Origin of the sequence: Acetobacterium paludosum (genome assembly GCF_008086595.1) — a bacterium.
Lineage (GTDB): Bacteria > Bacillota > Clostridia > Eubacteriales > Eubacteriaceae > Acetobacterium > Acetobacterium paludosum.
Genome location: NZ_RXYA01000001.1, coordinates 316,764 through 340,995 on the forward strand (window position 1 = coordinate 316,764; position 24,232 = coordinate 340,995).

Consider the following 24,232-nt stretch of genomic DNA (forward strand, 5'->3'; position numbering starts at 1 on the left):
AAAAGATTGACGTGACGTAAAAAAGTAGTGTATTATTCAAACTAATAAAACAATATTAAAAGCAATAAAACACAATAAAAGAAAGATGAGGAGAGAAAATGAAAAGAGTAAAGAATTGGTTCGTGGCTTTATTGGTTGCCGGTATGGCGATTGGTTTGGTGACAGGATGCAGCAACAATGCTCAAACACAATCGAAAGACACCGCAAAGGAACTTAATGGACAAAATTTATTTATTTATTGCGGAGCAGGAATGACAAAACCCTTTGGGGAAATTACCGATGCATTCAAGGAAGAAACCGGTTGTGAAGTGCAAGTCGTATATGCAAATGCGGCTCAAATTCAGAATCAGATTCAAACAACCAAGGAGGGTGATTTATTTATAGCAGGTTCAGCGGATGAGTTGGCACCGGTGAAAGATATTGTGAAGGAAAGTAAAAATCTGGTCAAACATATTCCGGTTTTGGCTGTGAAAAGCGGAAATCCATTAGGTATTACAGGATTGAACGATTTGACAAAGGATGGCGTGGAGGTTGTACTGGGCGATGCAGATGCGACACCCATTGGCAAAATAGCAAATAAAGCGTTGACGGATTTAGGAATTCTTCAGAATGTAAATGTCATTGCACGAGCTTCCACGGCACCGGAAATTTTCAATGCCCTATCCGTTGATGAATGTAATGCAATCATTGACTGGAAAGAAAATATTACGGGATCGACCACCGAGATTGTCAAGACTACAGATTTAGATACTTATGTTAAAACGGTTCCGGCAGCAAGTTTAACGTGCAGTTCAAATACCGAAGCTTTGGGGAAATTTTTGACCTTTCTTGATTCAGACAAAGCAAAAAGTATCTGGAAAAGTTATGGTTATGAATTGCTCAATTAAACTATATTTATGAAAAAACGGACCCATCTATTTAATCTGTTTGAAATTATTTCGATTATCACGGCGGCTGTTGTGGTTGTATTTACATCAGTGTTGATTCTGACAATTATTGTGAGAGGTTTCCCGTACTTGCAAGAAGCATTTCTTTCTGAAGAAATTCAATTTTCCATCAAATTGAGCTTGTATACGGCGAGTATCGCTACGTTTATCTGTATGTTTTTGGGGGTACCCACCGCTTATGCATTGACGAGAACGTCCTTTCCATTTAAAAAACTATGTCAGATCATTATTGAACTTCCCCTATCCATGCCCTATTTGGTTTTGGGCTTGAGTCTGTTGCTAATTTTTTCATCCGATCTTGGGAAAGCTTTAAAGGAGCTGGGTTTCAGAGTCGTATTTGACAAAAATGGTATTATTTTAGCTCAGACCGTTGTGAACTTGCCTTATGTGATCCGTTTTATTCGAACGGCATTTCAGGAGGTGGATGAGCGGTTGGAATTCATTTCAGGAAGTCTGGGCGCTTCAAAATGGAAACGGTTTACAACGATCACCGTACCGCTGTCAAAAAATGCGATTATAGCAACGATTATACTGACGTGGTCGAGATGTCTCGGAGAATTTGGAGCGACATTAATGTTGGTTGGCGCGACGCGAATGAAGACAGAAACATTGACAACATCTATTTATTTGAATTTGGCAACAGGAGACAATGGTGCAGCGATGGCTTCAGCAACAATCATCCTGATTATTTCATTTACATCACTGTTTATTACAAATTGGTTGGGAAGAAAGAATTCCAAAGAAAGCAGAATGAAAGATGTGACTTTGCGATGAATGCGATGGTAGAGATAAAAGATTTTTCGATTCAGTTGGGAAGCTTTAAACTAAAAAATATTAATTTGAATATCTTTGATAATGAAATATTTGCCGTATTGGGTAAAACCGGATCAGGAAAAACCGTCCTTCTTGAATCCATTGCAGGGTTTTACAGGCGCTTTTCCGGAAATGTGACTATCCAGGGAAAAAGTGTTATTGAGATTCCCCTGGAAAAACGGAAAATTGGATTTGTATATCAGGATTTTGGCTTGTTTCCGCATATGACGGTATATGATAATATTTGTTATGGATTGAAAATACAAAAAATGGATAAAGAAAAACGAAAGAAAAAAGTTGCTGAAATGGCAGAAATATTGTCAATTGAACATATTTTAAAGCAGTATCCGGGGACTTTGAGCGGCGGCGAGCGGCAGAGAACAGCGCTTGCCCGGGCGCTTGTTCTTAATCCCAAAATGCTATTAATGGATGAGCCATTTTCGGCTTTGGATCCAGCGACAAAACAGAGCATGTATGAACAGATTAAAGAGATTCATAAGATCTTTGGCTGTACCATTCTCTTTGTAACACATGATTTTAATGAAGCTCAGATCATGGCTGACCGAATCGGTATTATGGTAAATGGTGAACTGAGAGGAATTCGAAAAAGTACCGATTTATTTAAAAAATGTCAAGATGAAGATATAAATAATTTTCTTTGTGGAAATTCGAGAGGAGAAAAAGATGCAATTTAAAGATGCACGAGAGGTTTTGAAGTCACTGTTAAATCAAAATAAAGAATTAAATAACCTGGATATTACAATCAGCAGTAGAGCTTTGAAGAATGAGGAGGCGATTGGTCACCCGGATCGAAAAGATTTTCCCCTATTAACTGGTAAAGAAGTTCTTTTGCAGGCAGAAGTGGATGGCAGCCTGGGTCAGGCATTTACCAGCGATCCGATTGCCTATCAGGGAAATATACCGGGCATATTAGATTTGCCGGCCGAGAGACTTGGAAATTATGCGCTTTTGGTCGCGACCCTCAATGCCGTTTCACGCAAGCTGGGTCTGGCCGATCACACCATTCATTGCATTGATAATGAACCGGAAACATGTGCTGGAAAAATCAGTCAGAACGTTTTGGAAAAACATGGCCTCTGTAAAATAGGCATCATTGGATATCAGCCAGCCATCCTGGAAAATTGTGCCCGATTATTTGGGGCAGACAATATAAAGATCAGTGATTTAAACAGAAAGAATGTGGGGAGTCTTCGTTATGGTGTGAAAGTACTGGATGGATTAACCGATACAAAGGAAGTGGTTGAATTTGCAGACGTACTGCTGATAACCGGTTCAATTTTAGCAAATGGAACGGATCGAAGTGTATTGGATGAATTGGAAAACAAACAGTTTTATTTATTTGGAACAACCTGTGCAGCATTGGCGAATTTTAATCATTTCAAGCGGTTATGTCCCCTGTCAAGATAGGAATATTAGTACATAAAATGAACAAAGAATAAAAGTGGTAATCAAAGAAGATACTTTTGTGGCATTTTCGCTTTTTTGATATTATTTTTATTCGCGAGAAGGTAATGATTTAAACAATTTTAGATTTTAATTAAGTGTTGAATCGAATATTAAACAATAGAACTGTTAATAACCGTTTGTTGAGGAAAACTACTCCTTGATTGGCGGTTATTTTCTATTTATGGGCTCTTGTAAAAAAATAAAATAGTTGTTGACATATGCCAATAACGGTCTATAATGAAATTATAAATAACATATGCCAAAAACTATTAGGAGAGGAAAATCATGATAAAAATAGGGTTTCCAAGAGATTTTAGCCAATTAAAAGCGCTTTTCCCGGAAAAGGAAAAAGAAAGAGATTTATATATTACAGCCGAAGACACAGAAATTTCTCAGCTGTTGGGAGTTGTTCGTTTTATTTATAAAGATAATAAAGTGGATATTTTTGAAATGATCATGGTTTATCGGGGTGACCAATACTTGGTAGTGTTTGACGGTATGATCAGAACACTTCTTGCAAAAATGGCTGAAGAGGGATGTACAATTGTATCAATTCATGATGTAAATGAAGAATTTAAAAAGTACTTTATTGATCATGAATTTATTGAAGAATCAGAAGTATTAATGCATAGAGATTTTCCCGGTGAATTTTTTAAACTCTGTCCAGGCTGCCGTGAAAATAAATAATAAGGCATAAATATAGGCCTTATTATGATGGCTTGTAAAAATGTAAAGTAGTTTAATCATATCAACAGAGTAAAAGAAATAAAGATAAAATGAAAGTTATAGGTAAAGAATATGTTGATCAAAACTTTAGTGGAAAATACTTCAACGGATGAAGATTTAGGATGTGAACATGGCCTTAGTTTATATATTGAAACTAATAATCATAAAATATTGTTTGATACCGGTGCAAGTGATCTTATTTTAGAAAACGCAAGAAAAATGCAGGTTGATTTATCAAAGGTCGATTTAGTTGTGATTTCTCATGGGCATTGTGATCATGGTGGTGGGCTCAGGGCTTTTATGAGTGTGAATAGTAAGGCGAAAATCTATCTGAACAGTAAGGCCTTTGGTGATTATTATTCAAATAGACTAAATGGTGAAAAGAAATATATTGGAATAGATAAAACACTGCTGCCTAATGATCGCTTTATTTTGGTAGACGGACAAACTGAAATTGATGATGAGCTGGAACTTTTCTCAAATGTAAAAGGAAATAAATTGAAACCATCGGGGAATCAGGATTTATTTATGAAGGTTGATTCTTTATTAGTGCTGGATGATTTTGCTCACGAACAGAACCTCATTATAAAGGAAAATGGAAATACCGTTTTAGTAGCAGGTTGCGCTCACAATGGAATTGTAAATATCCTGGAGCACGTTCATTTAAATAAAAACAGACAGCCAAGTTATGTGATTGGCGGTTTTCATCTTTATAATCGATCAGCCGGCAGATATGAGAATCCAAGTGTGATAGCGGACATTGGAACCTGTCTTCTCAGTACAGGAGCAATGTTTTATACCTGTCACTGTACAGGAATCAAAGCATATGAACGTTTAAAATCAATTATGACTGATAAAATAGAATATCTATCAACTGGCAGTCAATTAATAGTTTAAAAAGGAGAGAAAATGTATTTGGCGATGACAATGGATGGTGAAAATTTAGAAAGTAATATATCACAGCGATTTGAAGAATGTAATTATTTATTAGTGGTAAACACGGATGATTTGAGTGTTAATGTGATTGAAAATAAGGAAGATATTACAGCAGTAAAACTGGCTCAAAATGTAATCGATTTTAATTGTGAAGGTATAATAACGGGAGTATTCAGTAATTTAGAAGCATTTGATATTTTAGCAGATGCTTGTATTACACGATATCTTGGATCAGGGTATTCTGGAATGAAAACACTTGATCTAATGAAAAAACGCGAATTAAAATTAATCAAGAATATTAACGGAACCGATCAATGTGATGGTAATCATCATCATTCATCAAACGAATGATAGATTGTTTAAATGAGAAATAAAAAGAATTCATATTGGAAAATTATTGTTGTTGACATATGTTCATAATGATGTATAATATTATATATAAATGACATATGTCAACAACTTAGAAGGAGGTGTCTAACATTGCAAGACCAATAAAATGGAGAAAAGTGTGTTGTTTGCCGGAAAGTAATTTGTTTGGACCTCTTAATGTACCGAATTTTAATGGAAAAATAATAACGATGACCGTTGAAGAGTATGAAACAATACGACTGATTGACGCAGAGGGATTCACTCAGGAAGAATGTGCCATGCAAATGAATATTGCACGGACAACAGTTCAGCATATATATAATACTGCGAGAAAAGAACTTGCCGATTCTTTGGTTAATGGCAGTGTCCTTAGCATTGAGGGTGGAAATTACAAGCTTTGTGATGAACTTAAAAAAACATGTGGTTGCGGTGGCTGCCCAAGACTTAGATTTACGGAGGACCTGATAGAAGATGATGATGGAGGTGAGTGATTATTTATTCTGAAAAAGTAATGGAACATTTTGTGAATCCACAGAATATTTATAAAATGCAGCATCCGGATGCTCAAAGCAGTATTGGTGATCCTTCATGCGGAGACTCCTTAAAGGTATTTATAAAAGTCAAAGATAATGTTATTCAAGAAATCAGCTTTCTTGTGTTTGGCTGTTGCGGAGCGATTGCGACATCTCAGAAATCAAAGAAATTAAAATATTATTTCGAATGGAGGAATAAATTTAATGAAAATAGCAATACCAGCAGATGAAAATACTCTGCAAAGTGAAGTTTGTATGTCTTTTGGACGGGCTCCTTATTTTTATATTTTTGATACAGCCACTCAAACCGGTGAATTCATAATTAATGGTGCAGCAATGGAGCCAGGTGGTGCAGGTATTAAAGCCGCTCAAATTATTGTAGACAATCAGGCAGAAGCTTTAATCACACCGCGGTGCGGTGAAAATGCCGCAGACGTTTTTAAGGTTGCGAAGGTTAAAATTTATAAAAGCAGTGTGGGAACCATTCAGGATAATATCAATAGCTACAATGACGGAAAGTTAGATCTGCTTGATCACTTTCATGCCGGATTTCATGGACGTGGGGAAAATTAAGAATGAAAATTGAGCTAATTAATGGGGTTTCCCGGGGAACGTTGGAAATTACTGCTCGTAAAGCCGCAGATAAAAAAGTTGCCGAACGGATACTTCAAAACGAATTTACGGCTATGGGCTTATGTCAAGGAGATGTAGTGAGTATTTTGGTGGCCAGTGATATAGCTGAAAAAACTTCAGAGGTTGTTGTGAGTGAATTAAACGGAATGTGTCCACAACATATAACGTGTCTTGGTATATTTGGAGATGTTACGTCTGTAGAAGAGTCTTTGGCAGCCATAGAAAGTAGGTTTAATAAAAAGTGAAACTAGCAGTACTCAGCGGTAAAGGTGGAACTGGCAAGACTTTAGTCTCTGTTAATCTGGCAGCGGTAGCCGGGAATTCCGTTTATATTGATTGTGATGTTGAAGAGCCGAATGGACACCTGTTTTTCAAACCAAAAGGGATAGAAAAAGAAAAGGTGACCATTAAAGTTCCCGTTGTTGATGAAGATCTTTGTATTGGTTGTCGTAAATGTGTTGATTTTTGTAAGTTTAATGCCCTTGCCGCTGTTTTAGATAAACTAATTGTATTTGATGAAATCTGTCATTCCTGTGGTGGTTGTATCCTGTTTTGTCCAACAAAAGCTTTGACTGAAAAGGATAAAGTGATTGGAGAAATACAAAGCGGGGTTTCTGATGGCGTCAAAGTGATTACCGGCATGATGAATACAGGCGAGGAATCAGGAATACCCATTATAAAGAAACTATTGAAAAAAAATTCAAACGAAACAGCGATGACCTTTATCGATTGCCCACCTGGGAGTGCCTGCATTGTTATGGAAAGTATTCGCGATGCGGATTACTGTATTTTAGTTGCAGAACCCACGGTGTTTGGATTGCATAATCTGCAAATGGTTTATGAGCTGGTGAAAATCTTTAATAAACCACATGGCGTTGTTATCAACAAATGCTTACAGGGTGAAAAAGTAAATCTGATTGAAAAATACTGTAATGACAATAGAATAAAAATACTCTGTAAAATTCCCTTTGAAAGTGAATTGGGAAGGTTCAACTCAAACGCGATGATTGTATCAAGAAAAAGCTCAAAGTATTATTCGTTATTTTCATCTTTGCTTCAAACGGTTACAAAGGAGGTGCAGTATGAAACAGTTACTCATTCTTAGTGGAAAAGGCGGAACGGGAAAAACAACTGTAGCCAGTGCTTTTATCAAAGCCGCTGGGGCAAAAGCTTACGCTGATTGTGATGTGGACGCACCAAACCTTCATCTTGTTTTAGGACAAACAAGCCAACCAAAACGGACAGACTTTTATGGGATGCCGAAGGCTGAAATAAATTCAGATTTATGTGCAAAATGTGACCGATGCAGAGAAAATTGTCGTTTTGACGCAGTATCGGTGGTGAACGATGCGTATCATATTGATCCTTATGCGTGCGAAGGCTGTGGTGTCTGTCAGGTAGTTTGTCCGGTTAGAGCAATCACATTAAAACCGAATATTGCCGGTGAACTCATGCTGTATTCAAGTGATACAGTGTTTTCAACTGCACAGCTTAAAATGGGCAGCGGAACATCGGGGATGCTTGTTACTGAAGTTAAAAAGCAAATGAAATCAGTGGATGTCAAAGCCGATCTCGCAATTATTGATGGATCCCCGGGAATCGGGTGTCCGGTGATTGCTTCGCTAAGCGGTGTGGATATGGTTTTAATTGTCGCAGAACCTTCAGTATCGGGAATCAGTGATATGGAACGGATCATTAAAACGGCTCAAACGTTTCATACAAAAATTGCCGTATGTGTTAATAAATGTGATACAAATATGAAAAACACTGAAAAGATTAAATTATATTGTGACCAAATGAATTTGCCTTATACTGGTAATATTCCCTATGATGAAGATGCGGTTAAGGCGATTAACAATGGACAAACAATCGTCGATGTTTACTGTGAAGCGGGTAATGCGGTTCGAGAAGTAATTAACAATACCATGCAGGTATTATTAAACAAATAAAAAAAGCGAATATTCTTGGGTCGAAATATAAATTGTTTAAAAGGAGTATGAAAATGGATAAAGTAAAAGCAAACATGAAGTCTTGTTTAAATCCGGTACCGAAGGTTCTGGTATCATGTCGCGGTTTAAACGGGGAAGAAAACGCCCTCGCGGTTGGGTATTGTGGAAATTGCAGTTACGACCCACCCATGGTTATGGTAGGTATTGTACCATCTCGCTATTCATATCACATGATTAAAGAGTCCGGGTGTTTTGTAGTCAATCTTGTGGACAGTAAATATCAGGAGACATTTATTTATTTAGGCAGCCACAGTAAAAAAAATGAAGATAAATTAGCCATTATGAAGGTCAAACTTGAAGCGGGTAAAGTTGTCAATGCGCCTATTTTATCTGACTGCCCGGTGAATATTGAGTGTACGGTGGTTGATTCGATAATAACGGGTTCCCATGAAATGTTTATCGGGAAAATTGAATACGTTCATGGAGATTCCAAACTGGTAAGCAAGGATGGAATGATTGATTTTTCCCGAATCAATTTTCTCTGATAATTAGCAAAGGGATCAGTGAATTCAGGGTAAAAGATGAGCTAATGAAAAATGGATTTTGACAAAAAAATAAACAAAAGAGGAGAAATTTGTATGAGTGAAAGTTGTAATGAAACCTGTGGTACCTGTAGTGATGATGATTGTGATGAAAGAAAGGAAAATCCAGTGGATTTTTCAGAAAAACCACATGAGTTGAGTAAGATAAAAAAAGTAATCGGTGTGGTAAGCGGAAAAGGAGGGGTTGGAAAATCGCTGGTAACATCCTTAATGGCGGTTACTATGAATCGGAGAGGCTATAAAACGGCAATTTTAGATGCGGATATTACCGGACCCTCAATTCCCAAGGCTTTTGGTATCAATACGAAAGCCATGCCGAGCGAATTGGGATTGTTCCCGATTGCAAGTAAAACAGATATTGAAATTATGTCGATTAACCTATTGCTGGAAAACGAAACGGATCCAGTCATCTGGAGAGGTCCTATTATTGCAAATACGGTTAAGCAGTTTTGGACCGATGTTATCTGGGGTAACGTAGATTATATGTTTATTGATATGCCGCCTGGTACCGGAGATGTGCCTTTAACCGTGTTTCAATCTTTGCCGGTTGATGGTATTATCATTGTGACATCTCCTCAGGAACTGGTTTCAATGATTGTCTCAAAGGCCGTGAAAATGGCTGAAGTGATGCATATTCCGGTAATCGGGGTGGTTGAAAATATGTCCTATTTCGAATGCCCGGATTGTGGTAAAAAACATCAGATTTTTGGGGAGAGTCATATTGAAGAAGTGGCAAAAGAGCATGGCATCGATTTAATTGCAAAGATGCCAATTGATACATCCCTCGCAGGTGCCTGCGATAAAGGCATGATTGAATTATTTGATGGAACATGGCTGGATCATATAGCCGATACTTTAGAAATGAATGGAGAAAAGAAAATGAAAATTGCAGTAGCAAGTGATAATGGGTTGGTAACAGGACATTTTGGTCATTGTGAAAGTTTTATGATCTTTGATGCCGAAAATAACAAAATTGTTAAAAGTGAAGCGGTTCCCAATCCCGGACATAAACCGGGGTTTTTACCAAATTTCTTACATGATATGGGCGTCAATGTTATTATTTCCGGTGGCATGGGCGGCGGTGCGGTAGATATTTTCAATGAAAAAAATATTGAGGTTATTACGGGTGCCAGTGGAAAGGCGGAAGATTCAGCAAACAGTTATTTACAGGGGATGCTTGAATCAACAGGATCTATTTGTCATGAACATCAACACAGTGATGAATGCGGAGAACATTAAGGTACAATAGGCTTTAAAATTGAAAAAAGTTGTAATATCGAATTGTCTTAACAGGCAGTTGCAGATAATAAAAGTGATGGAACAATTATTTTTGTTCCATCACTTTTATAAAATAACTTAAGGATAATGTAATGGAAAAAATAGGGATAATCAATTGTTATAAAACGGCCCAAAAATGCTCGGGTAAAGGATGCAAAAAGGCTTATAAAGAAAAAAAAGACGCCTTTGCCAGATATGAATCTAAGGAAGTTAAACTGGTTAGATTGGTCCGATGTCATGGCTGCGGTGAAAATGCGGTTGCCGGGGTGATAAAAGAAGCTGATAAAATGGCAAAAAAAGGAGTGACGACAATACATCTTTCAAGTTGCATGAGATCAGTATGTAAATGGCACGATGAATTTGTGGATGAGCTATCAAAAAAATTTGAAGTGGTTGATTATACACATGGAAATGAAGAATAGCGGAGGCCTGAATTTTATTATTTAGTCTGAAGGCATTCTTAAAAAATCGGGTGGTTCAATTTTGTAAAGATTAAAGGTGAGGAGTAAACGATTTGAAAACGCATGCTTGTCAAGCCAGAGAACTATTTAAAAAAGGCTATAATTGTTCACAATCGGTTTTTGCTGCTTTTTGCGATGAAACCGGAATAGATATAGAAACAGCACTGAAGATTTCCTCTTCTTTTGGTGGAGGCATGGGTAGATTACGTGAGGTTTGCGGTGCCGTGACGGCGATGTTTATGATTGCAGGAATAAAATATGGATATACTGATCCCCGTGATGATGTTAAAAAGGCAGAGCATTATAAACGGATACAAACACTTGCTTTCAAGTTCAAGGAGTGTAACGGTTCCTATATTTGCAGAGATCTTTTGAATATGGATGGTACTGATAATCCAATACCAGCAGCGAGAACTGACGAATATTATCAAACACGCCCATGTGAACAACTGGTTGGTATTGCCGCAGAAATAATGGATGAGGTAATCAACAGCAAAACTTTGGATAATTATTGTCTTGAGAGAACGAGAGAGTAGTTTAGACAGAAATATCATCATATTATGCAAAAAAGTATTTTGCATAATATGATGATTTGTGATATTTTAAATAGTCACATAAAAAATTAAAATTTGTGGAGGTTAATAATGAAAGAATGCTTTTCTTGTGGTGCTAAGTTGGAAGATGAAGATATATATGAAGTAAAGGGTAAAATATTTTGTGATGATTGTGCCATGGGACAACAAAAAGTTTTGCAAACATGTGATCCCGGTGCTGTTCACAGCGCTTTGCTTGATCGAAAAAAATCAGGCTTTACAGGAACTGAAGGGCTAACTGAAATTCAAAAAGAAATTTATTTATTTATTCGGGAAAAAAATGGGGTAACGGTTCCACAACTTATTGAAAAATTTAAACTTACTGTTGAAGAGGCTGGCGCGGCAACAACTGTTTTAAGACATCTTGAGCTGGGAAAAGGTCAAAAGCGTGAAGATGGTGTGTACTTTGTTCCATGGGAAGCTTAAATCGATCTAACCAGGCTTTTCGGTAGTGCCGCTAGGCATGATCAGGGTTTGATTCTTTTAAGCAGTCGTATTAACTATGGTTATAAACTTATTGAGATGGCGGTTGATTCTTGCAAATAAAACATTGACAAGTATATACAAGTTGTGGTAATATGTCAGAAATTAGATCGAAAAAAGTTGAATAAAGTGATTGATTTAGCCGTGAAGGCTGATAAACCTACAGAAGTAGGTATCAGTTTTTGTGGCTTTTTTTGTAAGATAGTAAAAATGTAACATCGATTAAAAATGGATGGTCAACCGTCTATGTTTATGTTTTATGTGCATTTGAAGTATGCAAATTTAAAAGCAAATATTAATTCAGTGTCTGAAGACTCACAATTGTGGGTCTTTTATTTTTTGAAAATTAAAGGAGAAAAAAGTTATGAATGAGAAATTATGGGAAAAATCGGTAGAATTTCATGGACATCATTGTCCTGGACTGGCCATTGGTGTTCGGGCTTCTGAGGAAGCCATTAAAGCACTCAAGATTGAATTCTCAGAAGATGAAGATGTTGTGTGCATCACTGAAAATGATGCCTGTGGAGTAGACGGCGTTCAAGTTATTCTGGGGTGCAGCGTCGGTAAAGGAAATCTTCTGTTTAGAAACCGTGGAAAGCAGGCGTTTACATTCTTTAATCGAAAAACAGGAGAGCAGCTTCGACTGGTTCTGAAATCTTTACCTGAAATGGAACGGGATGAAATGGAAGCTTATATACTTAATGAACCAGATGCAAAAAGAATATTTGACTTTAAAACACCAGATTATGAGCTACCGGAAAGAGCTCGTATTTTTCAGAGTGTAGTTTGTGAAGTGTGCGGTGAAAAAACAGCTGAGCACATGATCAGGCTTGAAAATGGGAAAAAATGCTGCTTGGATTGTGCAAGCCCCTATACCCGTGGCTTCTAGGTATTATCAAACAAAATTTTGTTTATAAAAGCAATGGTAAAAACAGCGAGATTAAAAAAACAAGGAGTGAAACTGATTGAAATTACAAGAAATTAAAGAGAAATGGGTCTATCAGGAAAGAGATGTAAAGGCAAGTATCGAAATGTGGGATTCCATGGCTCAGCAGTTCAGCGACTATGAGATGCCAACGACTGAAAGCAGCAATTTAATGAGAATAATAGACGAAAAAAAAATGTTAAATGCCGACAGCAGCGTCTTAGATGTTGGCTGTGGGGCAGGAAAATTTTCGTTTGCATTGGCAAACAACTGTCACCATGTGACGGGACTGGATCTATCACCAAAAATGGTCGAAAAAGCAACACAAAAGAAACGTGAAAGCGCTAAAAAAAATGTCGATTTTTTTGTAAACGACTGGCATGCTTCTGATCTTGAAAGTTTGGGTTATAAAGGAAAATTTGACTTAGTTATAGCGAACATGACCCCCGCGGTTCGAAATGCTCAGACATTTTTGAAACTTAATGAAGCCAGTAAGGGCTATTGTGTTTTAACCAAGCCAATTAAACGGATTGATCCAGTTTCTGATGCCATCAAAGAAATGCTGGAAATTAGTGAAAAAAAAGAATCAGCAGACATGGAAGTTTTGTATGCTTTTGAAATACTCTGGTTACAGGGAATACTGCCGGAAATGTATTATGAAGAACAAATCTGGAATATGAAAAAGCCGATTGAGGCAGCCTATAAGCTTTATGCCAATCGGATGAAATCTTATCGGGAATTAACTCGGATAGAAGAAAATAAAATCAAAGACTATTTAATTTCCATTTCAGAGGATGGATTTGTTGCAGAAAATGTTAATACAACCATTACCACTATCTGTTGGAAAGTATAAAAATTAAAAACATAAATTAAGTAATCAAATTAGGAGAAGAAAATGAAAAAAATATTAATAGTGGTGCTGAGTTTATTGATGGTGGTATCTTGCGCAGCGTGTAGCAGTACAAGTGCTCAAAGCACCAATAGTGCAACGACGAAAGTTATAACAGATAGTCTGGGCCGACAAGTCGAAGTGCCGACAAAAATTAACAGTGTGGGATCCTTGGGGGTGATGCGATTATTAACTTATATGGGTGCAGCTGATTTAGTGACTGGAGCAACTGATATGGATAATGTTCAGGAATTAACACGACCATACACTTTAGTCAATCCCAATTATGCGGCATTGAAGCAAATTGGTCAAGGTGGAGCAGGCGGAATTGTTCCATTCGAAGAAGAGATTGTCAAACTGGTTCCAGATGTGATTTTTGTAGTTTCTGATTATACTCAGGCGGATGAATTATCAGCAAAAACAGGAATCCCCGTTGTGGCGATTGACAATCCGGGATTATTCGATGGAAAGATGAGTGCGTCAATGAATATTATTGGTGAAGTGCTTGGAAAACAGGATAGAGCAAAAGCAGTGAATGAATTTATGGATGCCGCTAAAAAAGACTTGAATGACCGTACCAAAGATATTGCCGATGCAAGTAAACCCAGTGTTTATAATGGAGCATTGAATTTCAAAGGAAAACACGGATTCGATGGAACCAGTGCAAAATACGGACCATTTGTGGCAATTAACGCAAACAATGTTGTTGATCAAACGGGACAAAGCGGAACCTTTATTATTGATTTAGAACAAATTTTGGCATGGAATCCGGATATTATTTTCTTGAACCCGGAAAATATGGATCTGGTAAATCAACAGTATGCTCAAAATCCGGATTATTTTAATTCACTCAATGCTGTAAAAAATAATAAAGTATATACCCAACTTGCCTATAATAACAATTATACTAACATTGAAATAGCATTGGCCGACGCTTATTATGCAGGAACAGTAATCTATCCTGATAAATTCAAAGATATTAACCCAGAAAAGAAAGCGGACGAAATTTTTAAATTTTTACTTGGACAGGAGCTTTATTCAAAATATGCAGCGGCCGGGCAAGGTTTTGGTTCATTGACGATTGGAAAATAAACAATGAGCAATCTAAAAAAAACAGCTTGTGGAGAGAATTATGATCAATACGTACATCGAAAAATTTTGATCATTATTGCTCTCGCGGTATTGACCTTTATTACCGCCGTTTTTGCTATATCGGCTGGTTCAGCCGATATTCCTATGAGTGAAATATTAAAGACTTTATTTGGATTTGGAACAGAAAAAAGCGTCATGGTTATGGTGAATATTCGTTTGCCACGGATTTTAATGGCAATTGTTTCCGGTATCGGGTTAGCCTCGGCAGGTTGTGTGATGCAGGGTATTCTTAGAAATCCACTAGCATCGGCATCAACTTTGGGTATCTCTCAGGGGGCTTCATTTGGTGCTGCCATTGCCATTGTATTTTTAGGCGGAGGGACGATCATGGGAAATAATGCCGATGCAGTCACGGTTAATAATCCCTATTTAACCAGTTTTTGCGCTTTTGCCGCTTCTATGTTTGTAACCTTTGTCATTTTAGGGTTGTCAAAGGCTCGAAAAGCATCACCGGAGACGATGATTCTGGCAGGGGTTGCTCTCAGTTCTCTGTTTGCAGGAGCAACAGCTTTATTGCAGTACCTTTCGTCTGATGTACAAATGGCGGCGATCGTATTTTGGACTTTTGGTGACTTAGGACGAGCCAGCATGAAAAATATTGGTGTGGCTGCTATTATTACTGGGGCATCACTTATTTATTTTATGTTTAATCGGTGGAACTATAATGCACTGGAATGCGGAGAACATACCGCTACCGGATTGGGTGTGAATGTTTCAAGAGTACGATTAATCGGGATGACCATTGCTTCACTCTGTGCTGCGACGATTGTATCTTTTGTCGGTATCATCAACTTTATTGGTTTGATTGCGCCACATATTATGCGTCGTTTTGTGGGCAATGATTACCGGTTTTTATTACCTGCTTCGGCTTTAATGGGAGCAATGCTGCTGTTAATCAGTGATACATTCGCTCGATTGATTGTTTCACCGGTCATATTACCCATTGGGGCGATTACGTCATTCCTGGGTGCCCCGCTATTCCTGTATCTCATATTTAAAGGAGTTGGTCATAATGCTGAAAATTGATGCGTTGGGATTTGGTTATCGATCAAATCGAAAAATACTAGACGATATTAAATTTGATGTTTCAAATGGAGAATGTGTTGCGATTTTAGGTAACAATGGTGCTGGAAAAAGTACCATGTTAAAATGCCTGAATAAAATTATTTCTCCACAGATAGGAACTGTTGTTGTAAATGAAGTGGATATATTAAAACTCAATCGCTTGGAAATAGCGAAAAACACGGCATATGTCGCCCAGAAAAGTGAAGGAAGCCGTATTACAGTTTATGATGCTATTTTGTTGGGAAGAAAACCTTATATAAAATTAGCACCTAAAATTGAAGATTATAATATAGTAGATAATATCATTGAAAGACTCAACTTAGAGAATTATTCACTTCGAATGATTGATGAATTAAGCGGCGGCGAATTACAGAAAGTGATGATTGCCAGGGCTCTTGCCCAGGAACCAAAAGTTTTGTTACTGGATGAACCGACCAGCTGTCTTGATTTAAAAAATCAGCTGGAAGTATTAAAACTCATTCAAAATGTTACCAAAGAAAAGCAAATTGCCGTGGTAATCGTCATTCATGATTTAAACCTGGCATTACGTTATTGTGATAAATTTTTGTTTTTAAAAGATAATTCTGTCTATTGCTACGGCGGTGTTGATATCATGACACCAGAGAATATTGGAGCCGTTTATCAGGTTCCTGTAACGGTAGAAAAATATAAAAATCAGCGGATTGTGATACCATTGACTTGAAGTATAACTTAAGAGATCTGATAATAAAAAAATGTGTCGATATGATTTTGTCATATCGACACATTTTTTAGGTTCTTTAATTTTCCAGACGTTCAAGCAAAGCATCTTCAAAAGCGTTAATACCAATTCGGTCAATAACAGCGGAGATCCGCTCGCCATCCACACCAAGATCGGTGTAGGTTTCAAAGATTTTTTCAATCAGGTCGGGGATTTCTGCAACGGCATATAAATCCGTTAAACGATCCCCAAATCGGTAGCCTCGGCCCATTCGGCCCCCCAGATAAATGGCAATTCCTCTGACCTCTTCAGTCATGGCTTCAGCTGGGCAGACTTTTGCGCATTCGCCGCAATTCACGCATTTTTTTTCATCCCACACCAGTTTTTTATCAACCATCGTCAGTGCCTTTGCCCGACAAACTTTGGTGCATTTTCCACAGTGTTTGCAGGCATCGGAATCATATTGGACATAAGCTTGCCCAACAAAACCGATGTCATTTGTATTGGCTTTGGCACAGTTATTTGGACAGCCTACAAAAGTGAGCTTTGTTTTGGAATGAAGCTCTTGGCCAAAAAAACGGTCATGACATTCACCGCAAAGCTTCTGGGTGTCGTAAAGCCCGTGGAGGCAGACGGTGCCTTTGCAAGCGACCAGCGGACGGACTTTTTTGCCAGTGCCGCCATGGGTTAATCCGTCAGACACTAAAGCCGCTTTGACGGCTTCAATGTCAGCATATTTTATCCATGGAATTTCAATGGCTAATCGGGTTGTTTCTCCCAGGTAACCACGGCCATATTTTTCAGCAATGTTTGCCAGAGACCGGAATTCCTCTGAAGTTAAATTTCCTGCACGGCTCAAAACACGAAAAGAAAAGTATCCTTCCTGTTGTTGGGCCAAAATTCCCTGAGCTTTCAATGCTGTAATTTCATTCTGTGTGATCACGATATTACCTGCTTTCTTAATAAGGGTTCATAATTCTATATATCTATTGTATTCTTATTTTCTAAAAACAATATTAAATTTGCCGTCATTATTAAAATAGATATGTTAAAATAAGCGTAATCATAAACGAAAAAGGAGCTTAAAATGCTAAAACTTGAGCAGGTATCAAAAACATATGGAAATAAAAGTGAAAAAGCGGTGGATAATATAAGCTTTCAGGTTTATCCAGGTGAAATATTTGGATTTGTGGGACCGAATGGGGCGGGAAAAACAACAACGATCAAAATGATAGTCAGTTTACTAGCGCCCAATAGCGGAAAAATAATAATAAATGGCATTGATAATCAGGAAAATATCCTTGAGGCAAAAAAACAGTTCAGTTATGTCCCTGATAACCCGGAGCTATTTGAAAAAATAAAAGGAATTGAATATCTAAAGTTTATGGCGGATGTTTATGAGGTGCCTATTACAGAGCGACAGCAATTGATTGAAAAATATTTGGCTGTTTTTGAGATTAAGGAAGCGGTTAATGATCCTATTGGATCTTACTCTCATGGCATGAAGCAGAAACTGGCGCTGGTTGGGGCGCTGATTCATGATCCCCAGCTGTTTGTTTTGGATGAGCCGATGGTAGGTTTGGATCCCAAAGCATCTTTTGAACTCAAAAAAATCATGCGGGAACATTGTGATCGGGGACGATCGGTGTTCTTTTCAACCCATGTATTGGATGTGGCTGAAAAAATATGTGATCGGATTGCGATTATCAAAAAAGGAAAAATCATTGAAGTGGGAACGATGGTAGAAATTCGTGAAAAAGCAGGCAGCCAAGAATCGTTAGAAAACATTTTCCTGGAGTTGACGGAATAATGAAGGAAATAATGGGATTAACAAAATTATTTATTAATGAATCATGGGGCTTTTCAAAATTCTTATACAATAGAACCAATAATAAGAAAGCATTCTACAAACAATTAGTTCCCATGATTATTGTTCCGATCGCTTTGATTCCGGCATTTTTCATGTATGTTTCTTTTAATATCGCTTTATATGCTGGATTACGCATGATCAACCAGACATCCGTATTTTTAAGCGTTGGATATATCTTGACAATTGCGTTGATCATTATTTTTGGAATTATGGTTATCCTCTCGGAGTTTTATTTTTCGAAGAATATCGAAGAACTGATTCCGCTTCCAATTCTTCCCCGTAATATTATCATTGCTAAGTTCCTGAGTATTTTGGTATTTGAATATGTTTTTACGGCGGTGATATTTGTACCGTCCCTTATTATTTATGGAGTCGGGGAGGGTATGGGGGTTGTCTATGCGTTCCTCTCGCTATTGATGTTCATAACCGTACCGATATTGCCATTGGCATTGCTTACAGTGCTGATTATGATTATTATGCAGTCGGCTTCTGTTAAAGGGCGTCAGGATATGCTCCGAATTATTTTTGCGTTTTTAGGTATCGCATTGATCATGAGTGTGCAAATTTGGTTTGGAAATCAAATGGGAAATGCCGATAATGTAGATTCCCAAATGTTAATGAACAATCTGCTGGTGAACAATGAAAGTCTTTTGAATACGATTGGCTATTTTGTGCCCACGAGTCTTTTACTGGCATGGACACTTAATCAGATTACTTTGATGTCTTTGGCCTGGGCAGCCAGTAGCGTTGTTATTACCATCATCGCCTTTGCACTGATGGTTTTAGTCGGAAAACGGGTTTATATAAAAAGCATTGTGCGTGGAAAAACAATTAAAAAAGGGAAAAGATTGAGTCAGATTGAAACGCAAAAGGCTCTGGGTAAAAAAAGCCATGGCGTGATGGCCATCTTTTCCATGGATTTGCGATTGCTGTTACGAACGCCGATTTATTTTTTTAATAATGTCAGTGTTGTTATTATTGTACCGGCATGTTTGTTGATCAGTCTTTCCTTTATTAAGTTGACTCCGGAAGATTTTAACAGCATCCAAAATTTTTATACTGAAATGCCAATACTGGTGAACTTTATGCTGATTGCTTTTTTCATTTTTTTCGGAGCGACCACAGCGACCACAGCTACTACCTTTTCACGGGAAGGAAAGGCTTCATGGTTAACCCGGATGATTCCGGTTTCATCAAAAGATCAGATTATCGGGCGGACCGGTACGGCCGTTATCATTGAAAGTTTAGGAATTGCTTTCACTCTTATTGGGGTATTTTTCTATCTGCCGCTGACCCTGCTTAGTCTTGTGCTAACCGTTGCTTTGGGAATCTTAGGTTCGCTGCCAATTCTTTTGTTTGGATTATTCATGGATATGAATCGTCCCCTGCTTGATTGGAATAATCCTCAAAAGGCCGTGAAAAATAATATGAATGTCGTGATTACGCTTTTTGTGGGAATGGCTTATATCGGGTTGCTCCTGGCGGTTTCCGGTCTTTTAGGGTATTTTATTAATCCCTGGTTGGGTTATGGACTGTTTTCAGTAATTAGTGGTATTATGATTTTTATTTTTTATAAGATAATTGACAAACGTTTAGCAGTGAAATTACTAAATTTTGAATAAGTAATGGTTGTTGGTAAAAAAAAGCAGCCGCAAAGGAGTGTGAATCAATGTCACAGAATGAAATACGGCTAATGCCAAAAGCAAACCGATTAATCAATGAAAAGAGTCCTTATTTATTACAGCATGCCTATAACCCCGTTGAATGGTACACCTGGAGCGAAGAAGCGTTCAAAGAAGCAGAATTACAGAATAAACCAATTTTTCTTTCTATCGGTTACAGCACCTGTCATTGGTGCCACGTGATGGAGAAAGAATCTTTTGAAGATGAAGAAGTGGCAACAGTATTAAATAAATATTTTATCAGTATAAAGGTGGATCGGGAAGAAAGACCGGATATTGATCAAATTTATATGACTTTTTCCCAGGTAAGTACCGGACAGGGCGGCTGGCCGCTAAATGTTTTTTTAACCGCAGATAAAAAGCCTTTTTATACTGTAACCTATTTGCCGAAATTATCAATACACCAACATCCCGGGATCATCGATGTTTTAATGGGGATTGAAAGTCAATGGGAGAAAAACCCGGAAGATATAAAAAAGTCCGCTGATAAAATGGCCGTTCTTTTAAATGATTTAGAAGTCAGAAAAAACGAAGAATCACTTAACGAAAACATTTTCAAGAATGCTTATTCTTTTTTTGAAGAAAATTTTGATTCGAAATATGGTGGATTTGGGAAAGCACCTAAGTTTCCGACTCCCCATCATTTGTTTTATTTATTACGATACTATCAGGCATTTAAAGAACCACAGGCCCTTGAAATGGTTGAAAAAACCCTTAAACAAATGTATAAAGGCGGTATTTTTGATCATATTGGGTTTGGCTTTTCAAGATACGCAACCGATGAAACCTGGCTTGTCCCGCACTTTGAAAAAATGCTTTATGACAATGCTTTATTAATCATGGCTTATACCGAAGGGTATCAGGCAACGGGGAATGAGCTTTATCGAAAAATTGCAGAAAAAACATTAAGCTATGTGATCAGGGATTTGCGATCTAAAGTCGGCGGTTTTTATTGCGCAGAAGATGCGGATTCTGAAGGCGAAGAAGGAAAATTTTATGTTTGGTACATGAATAAGGTAGAGAAAATACTTGGGAAAAATCGCGCAGAAGTGTTTTTTCGGTATTATCCCATGTCAAAGGAAGGTAATTTTGAAGGAAAAAACATTCCCAATTTAATTTCGACATCGATTGAAGAAATCGAAAAATATCCAGAACTTCAAAAAGCTCTAAATGAGATGAGAGCAGATCTTTTTGAACAAAGAGAAAAACGAATTCATCCCCATAAAGATGATAAAATATTAACCGCCTGGAATGGTTTGATAATAGCCGCATTAGCCATAGCTGGAAGAGTATATCAACATTCTGTTTATGTTAAACTGGCGGAACAAACAATGAATTTTATTGAAAAGAATTTAACCCGGTCAGATGACCGCCTTTATGCCCGATATCGGCAGGGCGAAGCTAAACATTTAGGTTATTTAGACGATTATGCCAATATTATTTGGGGCTATCTGGAATTGTACCAGGCAACCTTTAATACCGACTATTTAGAAAAGGCCATTAAACGATCCCTTGAAATGATCAGCCTTTTCGGGGGTGATGAATGTGGCGCGGCAGGGTTTCATTTATATGGTAAAGATGCCGAGAAATTAATCGCTAACCCGAAGGAGATATATGATAATGCTCAACCCTCGGGGAATTCTATCGCGGCTTACTGTCTTTTGAGACTGGGTAAAATAACCGGCAAACAGGAATTTACTGATATTGCCAATGGAATGTTTGCTTATTTTGCAAATAATATCAATCAGGCGCCGATGGCGTGTACCATGATGTTGAGTGCAAAACTGTATGAAGATCAACCCACAACAGAAGTTTTATTTGTCGGAAACAGTGAGGATCCAGTTATAATGAAAATGAATGATTATCTCAACAAACAGTATTTGCCTTTTTCGGTGGTGGTTTCCAACAAAGATGGTCAGGATCTGGAGCGGGTTAATGATTTTGTGGCAAATCAAAAAATGATTGATAATAAGCCAACGGTTTACGTTTGCAAAAATTATAAATGCGAGCTGCCGGTAACAAAACTTGAAGATTTTGTCAATATTATGGATAAATGATACTTGTGATTAGATTTAATTTTTTAGGGTACAATGGTAAAGTAACTTGGAAATGAATCAAGTGAAAAAATGTACGAATTTAAAAAATTAAAAAAGGAGATAAAGTTATGAATAGTTTAGAATTTGCAATAAAGATGGAACATGATGGTGAAAAATATTATCAGAAACAAGCTGAAATAAATAAAAACAACCGTTTGAATACCGTATTTCTTTTATTAGCAAAAGATGAAGGGAGGCATGCTCAAATTTTGGAAAATGAGTTTAAGGAATTAGAGTATTCATTAATTGATAATGATACCCTTTTGGAAACAAATAATGTGTTTAAAGGCAGCAAGAATTTTCAAAATGAATTCAAGGATATTCCCAATCAGGTTGAGGTGTACCGATTAGCTTTAGAAAAAGAAAGACAAAGTATTGAGCTCTATGAGAAATTTTTATCTGAAGCGACAGATGATAAACTAAAGGAATTATTTGAATATTTGGTTAAACAGGAAAAAAATCATTATAAAATATTTGAAGGCCTGATATTATTGGTGGAACGCCCGGAAGAGTGGGTTGAGTCTGCTGAATTTGGAACCAGAGAAGAATATTAATAAGAAAACTTTAGTGCTTACTTTTGCGCTTAGTCTATCGGTTAAAGACAATTGGCAAAACAATTGTCTTTTTTTTATTATCGGTGATTCACTAGTTAATTCGCTCCAAACAATAAGATTGTGGATGCAAAAGAATTCTGATAGAATGGATGAAAGTGTAAAGGGGGAATGGTTATGGTTGCATTTAAAAACACGGCGCCGGTTGTCTGGATATTAGTGGCGATTGCAGTGCTGATCAGCGGAATTATTTTATTGTTTGATGTGAAACTGGCCTGGGAGATTATTGTAGCGATTGTATCCGGCTCAATATTTGTTGTCGGGATCATGTATTTGTTATCAATATTTCTAAAAAAGGGTGAAAGTAAGTTTAAAGAATTAGGAATTGGCTTGCTCTGTTTATTTGGCGGAGTTGCTATTTATGTGTTTCCTCAATTCATTAAAGGAACATTTGCTTTTGCAGTGGGGGCACTGGGAATCATCATGGGTTTTTTTGTGTTGTTAAGCAGCCTGAAATTAAAAAAAGATGGCGCATCCTGGCTGGGGACATTGTTAATCGCTCTTATCTATATTGGTTTGGGAATAGAGATGGCTTTTTTTGCGACGCAGGGTCGACTTTTTGGAATTATCTTTGGCATCTATCTGATCCTATTTTCACTTAATATTTTTAGTGACGCATTGGCGAGTTTTATGAAAAACAATGATGGCGCTCAAAAAATGAAAAAGCATATCCGCGTTTCACTCCCGGTGGTGATTGCCGCATTTTTGCCGATACGATTATTAAATAAAGTAAATAAACTAGTGGCGGAAGAACCGGGGGCATTGCTGCTTCTATCTGATAAAAACAAAGAGCAGGAAATAGATATGGAAATTTTTATCCATACGAAAGCAGGACTGCTTCCGGGAATCGGTCATGTCGATGTTTCCATGGGAGATGTGGTTTACAGCTATGGAAATTATGACACCGCCACCTGGAAAATGGGTGGATTCTTCGCGGATGGTGTGATGGTGGAAATGGGTAAGGTGTCCCACATCAAACAGTCATTGGATGTGGAGAAGAAAATTTTGATGGGCTATGGTTTGTCCTTGCCGCCGGATCAAAAAAAAGGTGCTCGGGATAAACTTAATGAGATCATTTTGGACCTGGTTCCATGGGAACCCTTGGCAGAACTGGCTGAGAAAGGTCAAATAGACGGAAAGCCGGAAGATTACGATGATGTGTCCAGTCAGCTATACAATGACGCTGGAGCGCGATTTTATAAATTTAAATTTGGCGATCCATTTAAAACCTATTATGCGATGGGAACGAACTGTGTCAAACTCGTGGACACGATTGTTGGTAAAACCGGGATTGATCTTATGAAAATCAACGGAATCATAACACCGGGGGCTTATCTGGATTATCTGGATCGGTTGTATGAACGGGGAGATTCGATTGTGGTGTCCCGGACGCTATATCAGGATATCGAAAAAAACATCAAAAAAGACGGCCTGTCTGACTTTGGGTGAAAA

Annotated in this window: 29 protein-coding genes; 28 read left to right on the forward strand and 1 reads right to left on the reverse strand. The window is 37.6% G+C overall.

The window, feature by feature from the left end; all coding sequences use genetic code 11:
* Positions 1–98 precede the first annotated feature (98 nt).
* The 23 genes from modA (at position 99) to FZC41_RS01680 (ending at position 16,524) form a co-directional block, all read left to right on the forward strand.
* Positions 99–887, forward strand: coding sequence for a molybdate ABC transporter substrate-binding protein (gene modA / locus FZC41_RS01570; RefSeq protein ID WP_148565618.1), 789 nt, complete (start codon positions 99–101; stop codon positions 885–887).
* A gap of 9 nt (positions 888–896) precedes the next feature.
* Positions 897–1,721, forward strand: coding sequence for an ABC transporter permease (locus FZC41_RS01575; RefSeq protein ID WP_148565619.1), 825 nt, complete (start codon positions 897–899; stop codon positions 1,719–1,721).
* Complete coding sequence (locus FZC41_RS01580) at positions 1,718–2,455, forward strand: ATP-binding cassette domain-containing protein (protein WP_148565620.1); 738 nt, start codon at positions 1,718–1,720, stop codon at positions 2,453–2,455. Before FZC41_RS01575 ends, FZC41_RS01580 begins: the two co-directional genes overlap by 4 nt.
* On the forward strand, positions 2,445–3,188 hold the full coding sequence (locus tag FZC41_RS01585) for a Rossmann-like domain-containing protein (RefSeq protein WP_148565621.1): 744 nt from the start codon (positions 2,445–2,447) through the stop codon (positions 3,186–3,188). Before FZC41_RS01580 ends, FZC41_RS01585 begins: the two co-directional genes overlap by 11 nt.
* Positions 3,189–3,512: 324 nt before the next feature.
* Positions 3,513–3,914 carry a hypothetical protein gene (locus tag FZC41_RS01590; protein WP_148565622.1) on the forward strand — a complete coding sequence of 134 codons (402 nt, stop codon included), beginning with the start codon at positions 3,513–3,515 and terminating at the stop codon, positions 3,912–3,914.
* Positions 3,915–4,025: 111 nt separating this feature from the next.
* Positions 4,026–4,850, forward strand: coding sequence for an MBL fold metallo-hydrolase (locus FZC41_RS01595; RefSeq protein WP_148565623.1), 825 nt, complete (start codon positions 4,026–4,028; stop codon positions 4,848–4,850).
* 12 nt (positions 4,851–4,862) lie between these two features.
* The gene (locus tag FZC41_RS01600; RefSeq protein ID WP_148565624.1) at positions 4,863–5,240 is read left to right on the forward strand and encodes a hypothetical protein; all 378 of its coding nucleotides are present in this window, start codon (positions 4,863–4,865) and stop codon (positions 5,238–5,240) included.
* Between the two features lie 128 nt (positions 5,241–5,368).
* Positions 5,369–5,749 (forward strand): DUF134 domain-containing protein, encoded by a 381-nt coding sequence (locus tag FZC41_RS01605; protein WP_148565730.1) that lies wholly within the window; start codon positions 5,369–5,371, stop codon positions 5,747–5,749.
* Complete coding sequence (locus FZC41_RS01610) at positions 5,746–6,021, forward strand: iron-sulfur cluster assembly scaffold protein (protein ID WP_148565625.1); 276 nt, start codon at positions 5,746–5,748, stop codon at positions 6,019–6,021. The genes FZC41_RS01605 and FZC41_RS01610 overlap by 4 nt, the downstream gene beginning before the upstream one ends.
* The gene (locus FZC41_RS01615; RefSeq protein WP_148565626.1) at positions 5,996–6,364 is read left to right on the forward strand and encodes a NifB/NifX family molybdenum-iron cluster-binding protein; all 369 of its coding nucleotides are present in this window, start codon (positions 5,996–5,998) and stop codon (positions 6,362–6,364) included. Before FZC41_RS01610 ends, FZC41_RS01615 begins: the two co-directional genes overlap by 26 nt.
* Before the next feature lie 2 nt (positions 6,365–6,366).
* Positions 6,367–6,669 carry a BMC domain protein gene (locus FZC41_RS01620; protein ID WP_148565627.1) on the forward strand — a complete coding sequence of 101 codons (303 nt, stop codon included), beginning with the start codon at positions 6,367–6,369 and terminating at the stop codon, positions 6,667–6,669.
* Complete coding sequence (locus tag FZC41_RS01625; RefSeq protein ID WP_148565628.1) at positions 6,666–7,529, forward strand: ATP-binding protein; 864 nt, start codon at positions 6,666–6,668, stop codon at positions 7,527–7,529. Before FZC41_RS01620 ends, FZC41_RS01625 begins: the two co-directional genes overlap by 4 nt.
* Positions 7,507–8,373 carry an ATP-binding protein gene (locus tag FZC41_RS01630; protein WP_148565629.1) on the forward strand — a complete coding sequence of 289 codons (867 nt, stop codon included), beginning with the start codon at positions 7,507–7,509 and terminating at the stop codon, positions 8,371–8,373. The genes FZC41_RS01625 and FZC41_RS01630 overlap by 23 nt, the downstream gene beginning before the upstream one ends.
* Positions 8,374–8,426: 53 nt before the next feature.
* Positions 8,427–8,918, forward strand: coding sequence for a flavin reductase family protein (locus tag FZC41_RS01635; RefSeq protein ID WP_148565630.1), 492 nt, complete (start codon positions 8,427–8,429; stop codon positions 8,916–8,918).
* Between the two features lie 93 nt (positions 8,919–9,011).
* Entirely contained in the window at positions 9,012–10,214 is a 1,203-nt protein-coding gene (locus FZC41_RS01640) for an iron-sulfur cluster carrier protein MrpORP (RefSeq protein WP_148565631.1), read from the forward strand.
* A 131-nt stretch (positions 10,215–10,345) separates the two neighbouring features.
* Positions 10,346–10,675, forward strand: coding sequence for a CGGC domain-containing protein (locus FZC41_RS01645; RefSeq protein ID WP_148565632.1), 330 nt, complete (start codon positions 10,346–10,348; stop codon positions 10,673–10,675).
* 92 nt (positions 10,676–10,767) lie between these two features.
* Complete coding sequence (locus FZC41_RS01650; protein ID WP_148565633.1) at positions 10,768–11,250, forward strand: C-GCAxxG-C-C family protein; 483 nt, start codon at positions 10,768–10,770, stop codon at positions 11,248–11,250.
* Between the two features lie 108 nt (positions 11,251–11,358).
* Positions 11,359–11,733, forward strand: coding sequence for an LIM domain-containing protein (locus FZC41_RS01655; RefSeq protein WP_148565634.1), 375 nt, complete (start codon positions 11,359–11,361; stop codon positions 11,731–11,733).
* Positions 11,734–12,154: 421 nt separating this feature from the next.
* Positions 12,155–12,679: an FmdE family protein gene (locus FZC41_RS01660; protein ID WP_148565635.1), complete on the forward strand. Its 525-nt coding sequence runs from the start codon at positions 12,155–12,157 to the stop codon at positions 12,677–12,679.
* Between the two features lie 76 nt (positions 12,680–12,755).
* The gene (locus tag FZC41_RS01665) at positions 12,756–13,568 is read left to right on the forward strand and encodes a class I SAM-dependent methyltransferase (RefSeq protein WP_148565636.1); all 813 of its coding nucleotides are present in this window, start codon (positions 12,756–12,758) and stop codon (positions 13,566–13,568) included.
* A 42-nt stretch (positions 13,569–13,610) separates the two neighbouring features.
* Positions 13,611–14,696 (forward strand): ABC transporter substrate-binding protein, encoded by a 1,086-nt coding sequence (locus FZC41_RS01670; protein ID WP_148565637.1) that lies wholly within the window; start codon positions 13,611–13,613, stop codon positions 14,694–14,696.
* Between the two features lie 3 nt (positions 14,697–14,699).
* Positions 14,700–15,782: a FecCD family ABC transporter permease gene (locus FZC41_RS01675; protein ID WP_148565638.1), complete on the forward strand. Its 1,083-nt coding sequence runs from the start codon at positions 14,700–14,702 to the stop codon at positions 15,780–15,782.
* Entirely contained in the window at positions 15,769–16,524 is a 756-nt protein-coding gene (locus FZC41_RS01680; RefSeq protein ID WP_148565639.1) for an ABC transporter ATP-binding protein, read from the forward strand. Before FZC41_RS01675 ends, FZC41_RS01680 begins: the two co-directional genes overlap by 14 nt.
* A 76-nt stretch (positions 16,525–16,600) precedes the next feature.
* Here the strand turns inward: FZC41_RS01680 and FZC41_RS01685 are convergent, their stop codons facing one another.
* Positions 16,601–17,464 (reverse strand): 4Fe-4S dicluster domain-containing protein, encoded by an 864-nt coding sequence (locus FZC41_RS01685; protein WP_148565640.1) that lies wholly within the window; start codon positions 17,462–17,464, stop codon positions 16,601–16,603.
* Between the two features lie 144 nt (positions 17,465–17,608).
* Here FZC41_RS01685 and FZC41_RS01690 point away from each other — a divergent pair, with 144 nt between their 5' ends.
* The 5 genes from FZC41_RS01690 to FZC41_RS01710 all read left to right on the forward strand — a co-directional run bounded on the left by FZC41_RS01690 (position 17,609) and on the right by FZC41_RS01710 (position 24,229).
* The gene (locus FZC41_RS01690) at positions 17,609–18,331 is read left to right on the forward strand and encodes an ABC transporter ATP-binding protein (RefSeq protein ID WP_148565641.1); all 723 of its coding nucleotides are present in this window, start codon (positions 17,609–17,611) and stop codon (positions 18,329–18,331) included.
* An 11-nt stretch (positions 18,332–18,342) separates the two neighbouring features.
* Complete coding sequence (locus tag FZC41_RS01695) at positions 18,343–20,013, forward strand: putative ABC transporter permease subunit (protein WP_186855120.1); 1,671 nt, start codon at positions 18,343–18,345, stop codon at positions 20,011–20,013.
* Positions 20,014–20,060: 47 nt separating this feature from the next.
* Positions 20,061–22,130 (forward strand): thioredoxin domain-containing protein, encoded by a 2,070-nt coding sequence (locus tag FZC41_RS01700; RefSeq protein ID WP_170253799.1) that lies wholly within the window; start codon positions 20,061–20,063, stop codon positions 22,128–22,130.
* Between the two features lie 107 nt (positions 22,131–22,237).
* Positions 22,238–22,723, forward strand: a complete 486-nt coding sequence (locus tag FZC41_RS01705) for a ferritin-like domain-containing protein (RefSeq protein WP_148565643.1) — start codon at positions 22,238–22,240, stop codon at positions 22,721–22,723.
* Between the two features lie 174 nt (positions 22,724–22,897).
* A complete protein-coding gene (locus FZC41_RS01710) occupies positions 22,898–24,229 on the forward strand; it encodes an HdeD family acid-resistance protein (RefSeq protein ID WP_148565644.1) in 1,332 nt (443 codons plus the stop codon).
* Positions 24,230–24,232 lie beyond the last annotated feature (3 nt).